The organism is Leptotrichia sp. (assembly GCF_057270615.1).
Window position 1 is genome coordinate 24,140 of the sequence record NZ_DBHIXN010000011.1, and the last position, 12,952, is coordinate 37,091.

A 12,952-nucleotide genomic window follows, 5' to 3' on the forward strand; every position below is an offset into this window, starting at 1 on the left:
AGGAGGAAATGTGAATATTTTAAATGTAAATGACTTAAATGTCTACTATGGCGGAATTCATGCTATAAAAAACATTTCATTTCAAATAAAAAAAGGTGAAATTGTTTCCTTAATTGGTGCAAATGGAGCTGGCAAGACATCCACACTTCATGCTATTTCAGGGCTTGTACCAATAAAATCAGGAGAAATTTCTCTAAATGGAGAAAATACAACAAATATTGATGCATATAAGCTAGTCAGCCGTGGAATGGCACATGTGCCAGAAGGACGTAGAATCTTTACAGAGCTGACTGTATTAGAAAACTTGGAAATGGGAGCATTCACAAGAAATGATATAGATCAAATAAAAAAAGATATGGAACATATGTTCTCACTATTTCCAAGACTTGCTGAACGTAAAAAACAGCTGGCAGGAACAATGAGTGGAGGAGAACAGCAAATGCTAGCAATGGCAAGAGCTTTGATGTCAAATCCGTCGTTACTATTATTGGATGAGCCATCAATGGGATTAGCACCATTATTAGTACAAGAAATCTTTGATATTATTGAAAAAATTAATAAGGAAGAAAATGTAACCGTGCTGTTAGTAGAACAAAATGCCAATATGGCACTTTCAATCGCAGATAGAGGATACGTTCTGGAAACTGGAAAAATTATATTAGAAGGAACAGGTAAGGAACTGCTTACAAATCCTGAAATTAAGAAGGCTTATCTAGGAGGATAGAAATAGAATATTTGTTTTAAAAAAACTGTCTTGAGAAGTTTTTGGACTTCTTGGGATGGTTTTTTATTTTGAAAAATTTTTTTGGAAATTGAAAATAAAAAAACTGGGAGAAATCCCAGTTTAACACTATATTCAAATAGGGTTTAGTATAAACTTCAAGCTTATACAATTTTTAACAGTTCAATTTTAAATAGGGGTGAGCATAGTACAAAAGATTTTTCGTTTTAGGGTGTTTTAAAGTATTTTTTATGTGCTAATTTAATAAGGTATATCCTTGTGAACTCATTGCAGCCTGAACTTCTCCTGCATTATTATATTTTTCTGAAGAAAAAGAGTTAGGTTCTATTTCTTCGGAAGAAGTAATATTATTATTTTTATCTAAAACTATTTGTCCAATTTCTACTGGCTCAAAAGATTCAGTATTTCCCAAAAATCCAGTAAATACTTTTTGAATAAAATATTTAACTGATAAATTTCCATTTTCATCCTGCTTATAGTAAATTCCTGCTAAATTAGAATTATTAGAAGAATCTTCATCTTTTTGTAATTCTATTTTTCGTTGTGCAAGTTTTGTAATGTAATTTTTCAGATCTTTTGCTTGATTAGCATTTTTTGCATATTCAAGAAGTCCATTAACTTTTATTTTAAATTTACTGTTTTGAGGACGGATTTTTAATTTTTTGGCTACATCTTTATTGTAAGAAACTTCAACATCTATTGTATCTCCATTTTGTATTCCTTCTGTTTTTGAAAAATTAAATGTAATTCCTGCTTCTTTTGCAAATTCTTCTTCGTTATTTGGTTTTTCTGCATTATCATTTGCAGTTTCTAGTGGGAAATTAGGATTTTGATAATCTTTTATCGTTGCATTTCCAGAAGCTCCATCAATTCTAACTGTATAGTATTTACTAAAATCAAAATTTTGTAAAAATATGAAATTTGTGAAAATGTAATACAATGCAATAATCCCTATTACAGCAATTCCAATAATAGTATATTTTTTCTTCTTTTCAGGATTTATTGCGTTAATTTTTTCCATTCCATTATTTAGTTCTGATTTTATGTCTTTAATTTCTACATTTTTTCCTTTAAAAATAATAAAGTAATTGGTTATTACCAAACCTAATGAAGCTATTAAAGTTAATATTAAAGAAAGTTTTACAAAATCAAAATTTGGTGCTGAACCTGTTGCTGCTCCAAACATTCCTGATAAGGAAGTAAATACTTTTATAATGCCATTTACTGCATACATTTCCATAAGTCCAAATATTCCAAATGCATAAATAAAATAATAATTTAGATTTTTTAATTTTTCAATTTTATTTTCTTTTTTTGCTTTTAAATAAATTAAAACGGTAACTGCAATCACAGCAATTATTATTAAATTTAAAATACTTTGTAACATTTTTGCTGTTGAAATGAATCCCATTCCTTCTCCTGCAGTATTTATTCCACTGCTAAACAAATTGTCCAAAGAACCTGAATTAGCTTCTGAAATAGTTTTTTTTGCATTAAAATATAAATTTAAAGCCTTTATTCCACCATAAAGAAGCATTGCAAGGCCCGCTGAAGACAACCAAAATATTATTTTCAAAAAAAGTTTATTGCTTTCATTATCTTTTTGCAAAATGTTGTCTAAAAATCCTGATTGTGAAATATTTCCAGAATTATTGCTTGTATTTGAACTATTAACTAGCTGACTTTGATTATTTTCTGGATTTGGATTTTGAACTGTGTTATTATCAACATTACCGCTATTATTTTGTGAAAAAACAATAGGATAATTTTTTAGTAGTGTAAGCACAGAAAATACAATACAAGCGATTAAAGCGATTAACCCTAAAATTGCAACTAATTTTGCAAGGAATTCTGGTATTAATCCCATCATAGACAAAAGAGATATAGCAAGAATTATAATCCCTGATATTGCCAGTCTAAAAGGATTTACATAATTTGGAAGATTCATTTTTTCTAAATTATTTGAATTTAATGCTTTAGAACGAATATTGAATATTACAACAATATTTATTATACTTGCAATCCCAAAAATTACTGAAAGAAAAAGCAATAACTTCATGGAGTTGAACCCGTTAACAGCTCCTCCGATCATTCCACCAAATCCGCTCATAAGCTGTCCTAATATTCCGATTACTTTTATAAGAATAATTGCTAATGTTACGAATATTACAGCACTTAACCAAAATAATAATTTTATTTCTCCGATTTCTATCAAGTTATTGGTATTTTGATTATTTGTTTTATTTTCTATATTTTTATTATTATCCATTTTCCCTCCTATTTTTATATAAATAAAATAATTTATTATTTTTCATATTTTTTTATTATAATAACAAATTTTTGTTCTTCTGGATTTAAAATATCATCTGTATTATATCTTCCTTGATACCAGCTTTTTTTAGAAAAATAATTAGCATATTCAAGATTTTTTGTAAATATATATCCTTTTTTAGCAAATAAAGTATTTCGTATATATCCTAATTTTTGTTTTGAAAAAGTTTTTAATATATTTTCATTATTTTTATGCATTACTTCATCATAAACTCTATCTAATGTTGCTAAATCTTCATCTTGATTAGGTTGTGCTGGTGGATTTGGATTAGCAGTAGCTGCTGCATTTGGAGCAGCTGGAGTGGCAGGTTGTCCTGGGACTGGAGTTGGAGCAGCAGGAGCGGCACTTTCCCCAGTAGATGACATTACTCGGTTGAATAAAGTCATTCCATTTTCAAGAACCATATTAATTTCATTTAATTTTCTAATACCAGATAATATTTCACTTTTTTCATTTTTAGAATCAAGTTTGTACTGTGTTTCAGAAACTTCTCCAGTTGAATTGTTAAAGTTATAATAGATTTTATAAACACCACCATTTTCTTCAAATACTCCGCTTACATATTTTTGATAATTATCTTCACCTATTTCTAAATTTTTCAAAGTTTTTCCATTTTTTTGAATTTCTCCATCTGAATTTGAAAAATCCATTGAATATGAGTTTTTATCATATTTTGTAGCTACTTTTACAATTTTTCTATTATCAATAGAAGCAGGATCATCAGAATAATCTACCACAGTTGTTACATTATTTTCAGTCTGAGTGAGCTGCATAAGCTTTCCTTGTTCATAAACTTGCACTTTTTTGGTTCCAGTCAATTTATAATCTATTTCAGTTTCTCCTTGCAATTTTCCGTTGCTTACAAAGAAATATCCACTTTTTTGCGGAAGATCAAATGTAATTTTTCCTGTAAAAATTGCCCCTTTATAATAAATAAAATCATTGTCAACTTTAAAGTCAGTTGAATTTAATGCGACTGTAGCTCCTTGTGGATTTTGTGGTTTTGTATAAGTAACAGATTGATTTTCATGGTCATTTGTATTATTATCCTTATTTTGGTTTGAACAAGATATCATAAATGCTAAAATAAGAATTGTGAGTGATACTTTTCTCATATTTTAAAATTTCCTTTCTTTAGTAGTTTGTGGACTGTTCATATTTATAATTTTTATTCTACAATCCCAAATTTTCTTTTCAAAATTTTATCAAAATTATTTTATTTCATCAGTAAATGGCAATTTTTTATAATCTGCGGCTTCAAAACCAAAATAGTTTTTTACAGTTCTTTCAAAAAATCCAACATTTTCAAATCCAAGATCAGATGATTTTGAATAACCTGTTCCACGCATTTCTACATCATAATTTTTTTCAAAATTTAATTTCGTACCTGCTTTAAAGTATGTTTTATGATTAGCTTTTAACTTTTTATTGAAAAATTTATATGGTTCTACATTATCACTTCTTCCCCAAGTATATCCAAGAGCCACATCATTATATTCTTTGCCATTAATATTACAAACTTTATAAAATCTAAAAAATTCTCCCGCTCCAGAACCATGATCTCCACCAACAGATGTAATTCCTGTGCAATAGCTTCCTTTTTTTGTTACGATTGTTTGTCCGAACGCAAAACTTCCTAATAACAATCCGACTAATAATAATTTTTTCATTATTTTCACTTCCTTTTTTTTATTATTTTTTTAAATTATTTTCTTTTAATTTAATAAAGTATACCCTCTGTTTAAAAGACTTAATATTAAAATTTTTTATTTCTATTATCCATTCTTTCTTTAATTTGTTGTGCTTCTAAATCAGAAATAATTCTTTCGTTTTTATTATGAACTCCGTATTGTTGTCTTTTATAAGCAGCCATATCAATATCATCTTGAACTTCTTGAATTCTATTTGATGCCATTCCAGCTACGAAACTTGTGATACCTAGTAATTTAAATAGTACATAAACTGTTACGGCAAATAAAATTAATGGTATAGCAAATAATAATCCAAAAAATGCTAAAACTCCAATTCCAATTAGTTTTAAAAGCAAAAGTATATATTGTTTTGTATCTGTAGCTTCTTCTCTACCTACATTTTTTTCCGAAGTTAGATATCGTTTATTTAATACTGTAAAAATAATTGCATTAGCTACTGCATGTAAAGAATATCCAATCATAAAAATAGTTGATTCTTCTATATGAGCATAATTTAAAAAGTTTAAAATGGCAAAAATGCCTTGTAAAATAAGTATTATCAAAAGACTTATAACTGTACCTCCAATAAATCCTACTAACCAGTAAATTACAGCGTATGTAATCCATATTCTTCCTTTTGTTATCCCTTCGTCAGCTTTTTGTCTTGCTGCTTTAAATATAATAAATATATGCAGCAATATTGCTGCTAAAAATATAAATTTCATTATTAATGAAGAATCATTAATAACTGTTATAAAATGGCTCATATTTCTTCTTTCCTTTCTTTAATTTATTTTTTTTAGTAATTCCATTCATAATCCCCTTGTAAAATATGTGCTACATTTACATTTGGACCCACTAATGAGACATCAGAATTTTTTAGATTTTCTTTAGAAATAAGTTTTGAAATTTCATTATATGTTTTAACTGTTTCTTGTTCTAATTTATTTGGATTTAAGTTTTCTAATTCTTTTTGCATTTGTGCATATTCATCTATATGTTTTCTTTGTTCTTCAAATGTTTTATATTTAAGATTAAGTTTATAAGTTTTTAATATATCAAGTGGATATGTTGCTTTATCAGTTGATACTAAATTTTGTTTTCCTGATGCTCTTCTAGATTCTTCAAAACCTTCAAATTTTTCTTTTACATTTCCTTTATTAATTTCACAACCGATAGTAGCATGTATTTGAAGAAATCTTTCATAATTTTCATCAAAGGAATCAGTATTTCCATAAGGACCACCTGCATGACTATAGTATTCTTTTAACATTTCATTTAATCCTTCTGGCGTAAGACATTTTGATTCATCTACTTTTACCTTTTTTCCACATGATATAGTAAACATAGCTAAAATGATAAATAAAGTTATAATTTTTTTCATATTTCCTCCATTTTTATAAAATCAATTTTTTTATCTTTCTTGATTAAATAATTTTAAGCAAGAAAACTGAGATTTCTCCCAGTTTCCATCACTTTAAAATAACAAAAGATTTAAATACCTATTTAATATTAACTTTTTGCCCATTAATAAAAATTTCAGTTCCAGGATTTTGTGAATCGAAATAAGGATGTCGAGAATCGTAGTAAGGAAATTGAGTTTTAGCAACTTTTCCATTTTTCATAGCTAGTGTTTGTACTGTTAATTGATTATCCCAAATATACATTGCTAAATTGTGATCAAAATAAATATCACTTACAATTTCTTGTTCCTTTCCTGATTTATCTCTTTCAAAGCATCCTAAAATATTGGAACTCTGAATCCAGTATACTGGAAATTTAACATATCCATAAAAAGTTTCACGTCCAATTTCATGTAAGAATCCTCCTGGTTTCATTCTACATTCTACATAATTTACTTTTTCTGATACTCCTTGTAAATCTCTATAAGTGTATATAGAATTTCTTTCTGCACCATATATATCATCTTCATTTTTATAATCATTTTTATCAAAAGGATTTACAATTTTATTTTCCCAATCATCTTTTACTAAATACCCCCTAGTTCCTCCAGTTTTTCCAGAACTATTTGATGAAGATGTCGCATCTGTTCCTATTACAGCGTTCTTTAATTTTTTCCAGAAATCTGCTTTGGTTGGAATTGTGAATGTTAAACATAGCATTGATATTAAAAATAATTTTTTCATAGTTGTCTCCTTTAGTTCTTTAAATTGTTTTGCTTATATTATATATCAGAAGCCTTATTTTTTTTTTTTTTTTGCTTAGAAAAAAATTTTAATATAATAGATATTTAATAAAGGGGATTTATTGAGTTAGACTTTTTTATTTATTTAACAAAAAGATAGCAAGAAATCGTAGGTTTTTTATAAGAGGGAGATGAATTGCTTTTTTTTGTAAAAAAATTGAAAAAAGGATATATCTATGATACAATTTTTGTATAAATATTGAAAAAAAGTCATTAATGATAAAATTTCTAAAGGAATAGTTGAAAATAATATTTAAAATCAAAAGGAGGTGTAATTTTATGAAATATAATTTAGCATTCAAGTACAGATTTTATCCAAATAAAGATCAGGAATTATTGATAAACAAGTTTGTACACTATGAATAAAATTTATGAAGAGATTGGAAAAAACAAAATAATTACACCTGCTAGTTTGAAAAGTAAAAATAAATTTTTGAAAATAAACAGGTGGTTTTCATCGTCGAAAACTTGCATTAAATATGTAAATATAAAAAAATAATTAAAATCATCAGAAAGAAGTTATAAATATGAGTGCCGTAGAATTGAAATTGATAGAGATTACAATGTGGCATTGAATATAAAAGATGTTGGAATATTAAGAAAATAAAAAAAGACAGGATTGGAAAACATGCAATAGATTTAGCTGAAAAATTAAAAAATATTCTTCACGAAAAAAATTACAGATTTTATCTTGAATCACCTGCAAATCAGCAGTTTATCATAATTGAAAATACAAAAATGGAAGAACTGGAAAAAAACGTAAGTTTTTCATTTTGGGAAAAATATGATGAAAATCACACAGTGATAAGACTGGCGACAAGCTGGGCAACAACGGAAGAAGATTTGAATGAGTTAGTAAAATTATTATAAATAAAGAGAGTGGGAGGATTTTATGAATTATAAGTTAATTGCGACTGATATGGATGGAACGTTGTTAGATGAAAAGCATAAAATAACAAAGGAGAATGTTGAGGCAATTATAAAAGTGCAAAGGGAGAAAGGTGTTAAATTTGTACTTGCAAGCGGTAGACCTAGTTATGCGATGCTTGAGTATGCAAAAGAACTTCAGATGGATAAGTATGAAGGCTATGTTTTAGCATTTAATGGCGGGGAGTTAATTGATATAAAGACAAATGAAGTGATTTTTCATGAAGGGCTTGGAAAAAAGGATATTGAAAACGTTTACAATGCTTCAAAGAAAATAAATATTCCGATGATTTTATATGCTGGTGACACAGTTTATGGGAGTGAAGCATCAGAAGAAGTGTTGTATGAAGCGGATCAATGCAAAATGAAGTTCCAGAAATTTGATTCACTTAAAGATTTGGAAAAAATAGGAATTAATATGACAACAAAATGTATGATTGTTGGAAATCCCAAAGAAGTGTTAAAGGCACAAGAATATATGAATAAAGTTCACGGAAACGATTATTTTATTGCCATTTCAAAACCAATATTTTTAGAAATTGCCAATAAAAATGTGGATAAAGGAAAGACATTGAAAAAATTAGGAGAAATTGAAAATATAAAGCCTGAAGAAATGATAGCAGTTGGAGATAGTGCAAATGATAAGCCGCTGCTTGAATTTGCGGGAATGCCTGTAGCTGTGGAAAATGCAATTCCCGAAATTAAAAATATTTCTAAGTTTATTTCAACTTCAAATGTGGAACATGGATTAAAAACAGTAATTGAGAAATTTTTTGAAATATAATATTATTTTCCATTAGAATAATAGATTTGTTGAAAATTCTTTTTAATGGGATCTTGATTTCTTGAAAGAAATAGATAAAATCTTTTATTTTTCAAATGGGATTTAGTATAAATAATATTAGGAAAGGAAATTATTATGTTTATAGACATTATTAAAGTATTTGTTTTAAGTCTAGTAGAAGGACTTACAGAGTTTATACCTGTCAGCAGTACAGGTCATATGATACTTGTAGATCAATTTTTACAATTATCAAAAAATGAGGAATTTGCAAATGCATTTAAGATAATTATACAGTTGGGGGCAATTTTATCAGTAGTTGTATATTACTGGAAAAGAATTTTTCCATTTGCAAAAGGGCTTAGTAAAAGTCAGCGAATGAATATTGTTCAAATGTGGATAAAAATAGTAATTGCAGTACTTCCTGCAATTATTTTGGGTTTATTGTTTGATGATGTTATCGATAAAGTGCTGTTTAATTCATTGGTTGTAGCAGTAACACTAATTATTTATGGGATTATACTTATTTGGCTGGAATCTGGTGAAAAAAAAGAAGGTAAAATTACTTCAATTACTCAAATGCCTATAAAAACTGCAGTTGGAGTAGGGCTATTTCAATGTCTTGCGATGATTCCAGGTACTTCGAGATCTGCAGCCACTATTATTGGAGGAGTTTTGCTTGGTTTGAATAGAGTTCTTGCAACAGAATTTTCATTTTTCCTTGCGATTCCGACAATGCTTGGTGCGACACTTTTGAAGCTGGTAAAACTGGGGACAGCATTGAGTGGATATGAATGGTTTTTAATTGCATTAGGTTTTGTGCTTTCGTTTATATTTGCCTATGCTGTTATTAAAATTTTTATGAATTATATTAAAAAGCATGATTTTAAAGTATTTGGATATTATCGGATTATTCTTGGAATAATTGTATTGGCACTTTATTTTGTAGGAGCTATAAAATAGATGATAAAAGCAAATATTGAGATTAATCAGAATAAACTTGAAGAATTTGTGCGTGTACTTTTACCAGAAAATTATGATATTATTTCTGAAAATAGTGAAAATGATGTACAAATTAATGTAAATTTTGAAAAGGATAAAAATGTGGAAAACTTTTTAGAAAATTGTGGAAAACTAAAAAGTTTGGAAAATAATAAAGGTAAAAATGTTGAAATAATCATTGTAAATACAGCATTAATTGACAAAAAAAATGGAAAAATCTTAAAAAAGGTAATATTTTCACATAAGAAGATAAATGATGAATATTTTGATCAGGCACAAGTTATGGCAAAAGCTTCATTAATGGAATTATTTGACAAAAAGGATAAGTATAAATGGGGAATTTTGATAGGTGTTCGTCCTACAAAGATTGTGGGACGGTTTTTAAAAATGGGGCTGGATTATAATGAAATTGATGAAATATTGGAAAAAATATATTTTGTAAGTGATGAAAAGCGAAAACTTTTATTAGACATTGTAAAATGTCAAGAATCATATTTAGACAAGGAAACAATCGGAATTTATATTGGAATTGCCTTTTGTCCTACAAAATGTTCATACTGCTCATTTCCAGCCTACTTGCTACGTGGAAAATATGCCGAAAGATATGATGAATATATAGGCTCAATTTATCATGAAATCCGTGAAATTGGCCAATTAACACAGGAACTGGATTTAAAAATTAACACAATTTATATTGGTGGAGGAACACCTTCGATTTTAACGGCAAAAGAAATTGACAAACTTTTAAAAACAGTAAAGGAAAATTATAACTTAGATTATTTAAAGGAATTTACATTTGAAGCTGGAAGAATTGATACGATGGATGAGGAGAAATTGTCAATTATTAAAAGTTACGGGGTAAATAAAATCAGTATAAATCCGCAATCTTTTAATGAAAAGACACTAAAACTTGTAAATCGCTATCATAATAGAGAGCAGTTCGACAACGTTTACAAAATTGCTAAAACTCTTGGACTAGAAATAAATATGGACTTGATTTTGGGACTGCCACGTGAAAATACAGATGATATTTTGCATACGATGGATGAAATTTCAAAATATAATATGGAAAATTTGACAATTCATAATTTGGCATTAAAAAATGCAAGCCGTCTTAATAAGGAAAATTATACTCATAAAGATGTGTTAGATTATGGGAAAATTTATAAAAAAATTGAAAATATTACTAAAAATAAAGAGCTTTTTCCGTATTATATGTATCGCCAGAAAAACAGCTTTCAATGGGGAGAAAATCTTGGATATTCATTAAAAGGATGTGAGTCGATTTATAATATTGAAATGATTGAGGAGAATAAGACGATTATTGGAATCGGGGCAGGAGCGATTACAAAACTTATCTGGTTTGACAAAGAAAAAAAACGGGATAATATAAAAAGACTTGTAAATCCTAAAGATCCACTGGTATGGATAAATGAGCTGCAAGAAAGGCTGGAACGGAAAAAGCTTGAAATTAAAAGGATATTTAAAAAGGATTTTTAATAATATATTTAAATTCATTTAAAATTGAACTATTAAAATTACATAAACTTAGGATTTGAGTAAAATAGTCATATTTTTTTGAGTTTAGTTTATAAATTTATGTTTTAAAAACTATAAAATTAGATGTAATAATTAATAAAATAGAAAATATATGAAAAAAACTATATTAATTATGTGAAATATATGATAAAATAAAGTGTATAACAAAATAAAGGACATGTAAAACAAGGAGGTATTTTGATGAATTATCAAAATTTAGTGAATGGAGAATGGAAAGACTCTAAAAATACAATAACTATTTATTCACCTGTAAATGGGGAAGAACTTGGAACTGTACCAGCTATGTCAAGAGAAGATGTTGATTATGCTATGGAATCTGCAAGAAAAGCTTTACCTGCTTGGAGGGCGTTATCAGCTGTAGAAAGAGCTGAATATTTGAATAAAGCTGCAGATATTCTTGAAAGAGATAAAGATAAAATTGGAGAAAATTTGGCAAAAGAAGTGGCTAAAGGAATTAAAGCCGCTATTTCAGAAGTTGTAAGAACTGCTGATTTAATTAGATATGCTGCAGAAGAAGGTCTTAGAATCACTGGAGAATTTGTAAATGGTGGTGGATTTGAAGCAGGAAGCAAGAGAAAATATGGAGCTGTAAAAAGAGAGCCGGTTGGAGTTGTACTTGCAATTGCACCGTTTAATTATCCAGTAAACTTATCAGCATCTAAAATTGCACCAGCTTTAATTGGAGGAAACGTAGTAATTTTCAAACCGCCTACACAAGGATCAATTAGTGGATTATTATTGACGCAAGTATTTGCAGAAGCTGGAATTCCAGCAGGAGTATTTAACTCTGTAACTGGAAAAGGTTCTGAAATTGGAGATTATTTAATTGAACATAAAGAAGTGAATTTTATAAACTTTACAGGAAGTACACCAATTGGGAAAAAGATTGGAAAACTTGCTGGAATGCGTCCAATTATGCTTGAATTAGGTGGAAAAGATGCAGGAATCGTGTTAGAAGATGCAGACTTGGAAAATGCTGCTAAAAATATCGTGGCAGGGGCATTTAGCTATTCTGGACAAAGATGTACTGCCATTAAAAGAGTACTTGTAATGGATTCAGTTGCAGACAAATTAGCAAACTTGATAAAAGAAAAAGTTGAAAAATTAACTGTTGGAGATCCTTTTGACAATGCTGACATTACAACAGTAATTGATACTCCATCAGCAGACTTTATCGAAGGATTAATAAAAGATGCACAAGAAAAAGGTGCAAAAGCATTAACAACAGTAAAAAGAGAAAAAAATCTAATCTGGCCAGTAGTTTTTGACAATGTAACAACTGATATGAGAATCGCCTGGGAAGAACCATTTGGACCAGTATTGCCAATTATCAGAGTAAAATCTGTAGATGAAGCAGTAGAAATTGCAAATAAATCAGAATACGGACTTCAATCAGCAGTATTTACAAAAAATTTCCCATTAGCATTTGAAATTGCTGAAAAACTTGAAGTAGGAACAGTACATATAAATAATAAGACTCAAAGAGGGCCTGACAGCTTCCCATTCTTAGGAATCAAAGGTTCAGGAGCAGGAGTCCAAGGGATAAAATACAGTATAGAAAGCATGACAAGAGTTAAATCTATCGTATTTGATATATAAAAATTAAAGAGATGTTTTCTTTCGGGAAAGCATCTTTTTTTACATTTTATTTTTAAAATTTTATACTAATACTAAAACCTATTTAAATAACGAATTAAAAATTATTTTAGAG

At 28.3% G+C, this 12,952-nt stretch carries 13 protein-coding genes; 7 read left to right on the plus strand and 6 right to left on the minus strand.

Going from position 1 to position 12,952, the window contains the following annotated elements:
• The first annotated feature begins 10 nt into the window (after positions 1-10).
• Complete coding sequence (locus ACO409_RS03590; RefSeq protein ID WP_485554900.1) at positions 11-724, plus strand: ABC transporter ATP-binding protein; 714 nt, start codon at positions 11-13, stop codon at positions 722-724.
• A gap of 253 nt (positions 725-977) precedes the next feature.
• On the opposite strand, the gene ACO409_RS03595 is transcribed toward ACO409_RS03590, so the two are convergent.
• The 6 genes from ACO409_RS03595 to ACO409_RS03620 form a co-directional block, all read right to left on the minus strand.
• Positions 978-3,011 (minus strand): hypothetical protein, encoded by a 2,034-nt coding sequence (locus ACO409_RS03595; protein WP_485554902.1) that lies wholly within the window; start codon positions 3,009-3,011, stop codon positions 978-980.
• A gap of 35 nt (positions 3,012-3,046) precedes the next feature.
• Entirely contained in the window at positions 3,047-4,189 is a 1,143-nt protein-coding gene (locus ACO409_RS03600) for a YARHG domain-containing protein (protein ID WP_485554904.1), read from the minus strand.
• 96 nt (positions 4,190-4,285) lie between these two features.
• Entirely contained in the window at positions 4,286-4,744 is a 459-nt protein-coding gene (locus tag ACO409_RS03605) for a hypothetical protein (protein ID WP_485554906.1), read from the minus strand.
• Positions 4,745-4,830: 86 nt separating this feature from the next.
• On the minus strand, positions 4,831-5,532 hold the full coding sequence (locus ACO409_RS03610; protein WP_485554908.1) for a hypothetical protein: 702 nt from the start codon (positions 5,530-5,532) through the stop codon (positions 4,831-4,833).
• Between the two features lie 32 nt (positions 5,533-5,564).
• Positions 5,565-6,149, minus strand: a complete 585-nt coding sequence (locus ACO409_RS03615; protein ID WP_485554910.1) for a hypothetical protein — start codon at positions 6,147-6,149, stop codon at positions 5,565-5,567.
• A gap of 118 nt (positions 6,150-6,267) precedes the next feature.
• A complete protein-coding gene (locus tag ACO409_RS03620) occupies positions 6,268-6,912 on the minus strand; it encodes a hypothetical protein (RefSeq protein ID WP_485554912.1) in 645 nt (214 codons plus the stop codon).
• Between the two features lie 338 nt (positions 6,913-7,250).
• Between ACO409_RS03620 and ACO409_RS03625 the strand changes: the two genes are divergently transcribed.
• The 6 genes from ACO409_RS03625 to ACO409_RS03650 all read left to right on the plus strand — a co-directional run bounded on the left by ACO409_RS03625 (position 7,251) and on the right by ACO409_RS03650 (position 12,840).
• Complete coding sequence (locus tag ACO409_RS03625) at positions 7,251-7,337, plus strand: helix-turn-helix domain-containing protein (RefSeq protein WP_485554956.1); 87 nt, start codon at positions 7,251-7,253, stop codon at positions 7,335-7,337.
• A gap of 372 nt (positions 7,338-7,709) precedes the next feature.
• The gene (locus tag ACO409_RS03630; RefSeq protein ID WP_485554914.1) at positions 7,710-7,841 is read left to right on the plus strand and encodes a hypothetical protein; all 132 of its coding nucleotides are present in this window, start codon (positions 7,710-7,712) and stop codon (positions 7,839-7,841) included.
• Between the two features lie 22 nt (positions 7,842-7,863).
• Positions 7,864-8,682, plus strand: a complete 819-nt coding sequence (locus ACO409_RS03635; protein ID WP_485554916.1) for a Cof-type HAD-IIB family hydrolase — start codon at positions 7,864-7,866, stop codon at positions 8,680-8,682.
• Between the two features lie 135 nt (positions 8,683-8,817).
• Positions 8,818-9,642, plus strand: coding sequence for an undecaprenyl-diphosphate phosphatase (locus ACO409_RS03640; protein ID WP_485554918.1), 825 nt, complete (start codon positions 8,818-8,820; stop codon positions 9,640-9,642).
• Complete coding sequence (locus ACO409_RS03645) at positions 9,643-11,181, plus strand: coproporphyrinogen III oxidase (protein WP_485554920.1); 1,539 nt, start codon at positions 9,643-9,645, stop codon at positions 11,179-11,181.
• 240 nt (positions 11,182-11,421) lie between these two features.
• Positions 11,422-12,840 carry an NADP-dependent glyceraldehyde-3-phosphate dehydrogenase gene (locus tag ACO409_RS03650; protein WP_485554922.1) on the plus strand — a complete coding sequence of 473 codons (1,419 nt, stop codon included), beginning with the start codon at positions 11,422-11,424 and terminating at the stop codon, positions 12,838-12,840.
• The last annotated feature ends 112 nt before the right edge of the window (positions 12,841-12,952 follow it).

What these genes read in the sequence shown, in the direction of transcription:
- ACO409_RS03595 (WP_485554902.1), bottom strand. Translation starts at nt 3,011, where the DNA reads ATGGATAATAATAAAAATATAGAAAATAAAACAAATAATCAAAATACC.
- ACO409_RS03600 (WP_485554904.1), bottom strand. Translation starts at nt 4,189, where the DNA reads ATGAGAAAAGTATCACTCACAATTCTTATTTTAGCATTTATGATATCT.
- ACO409_RS03605 (WP_485554906.1), bottom strand. Translation starts at nt 4,744, where the DNA reads ATGAAAAAATTATTATTAGTCGGATTGTTATTAGGAAGTTTTGCGTTC.
- ACO409_RS03610 (WP_485554908.1), bottom strand. Translation starts at nt 5,532, where the DNA reads ATGAGCCATTTTATAACAGTTATTAATGATTCTTCATTAATAATGAAA.
- ACO409_RS03615 (WP_485554910.1), bottom strand. Translation starts at nt 6,149, where the DNA reads ATGAAAAAAATTATAACTTTATTTATCATTTTAGCTATGTTTACTATA.
- ACO409_RS03620 (WP_485554912.1), bottom strand. Translation starts at nt 6,912, where the DNA reads ATGAAAAAATTATTTTTAATATCAATGCTATGTTTAACATTCACAATT.
- ACO409_RS03625 (WP_485554956.1), top strand. Translation starts at nt 7,251, where the DNA reads ATGAAATATAATTTAGCATTCAAGTACAGATTTTATCCAAATAAAGAT.
- ACO409_RS03630 (WP_485554914.1), top strand. Translation starts at nt 7,710, where the DNA reads ATGGAAGAACTGGAAAAAAACGTAAGTTTTTCATTTTGGGAAAAATAT.
- ACO409_RS03635 (WP_485554916.1), top strand. Translation starts at nt 7,864, where the DNA reads ATGAATTATAAGTTAATTGCGACTGATATGGATGGAACGTTGTTAGAT.
- ACO409_RS03640 (WP_485554918.1), top strand. Translation starts at nt 8,818, where the DNA reads ATGTTTATAGACATTATTAAAGTATTTGTTTTAAGTCTAGTAGAAGGA.
- ACO409_RS03645 (WP_485554920.1), top strand. Translation starts at nt 9,643, where the DNA reads ATGATAAAAGCAAATATTGAGATTAATCAGAATAAACTTGAAGAATTT.
- ACO409_RS03650 (WP_485554922.1), top strand. Translation starts at nt 11,422, where the DNA reads ATGAATTATCAAAATTTAGTGAATGGAGAATGGAAAGACTCTAAAAAT.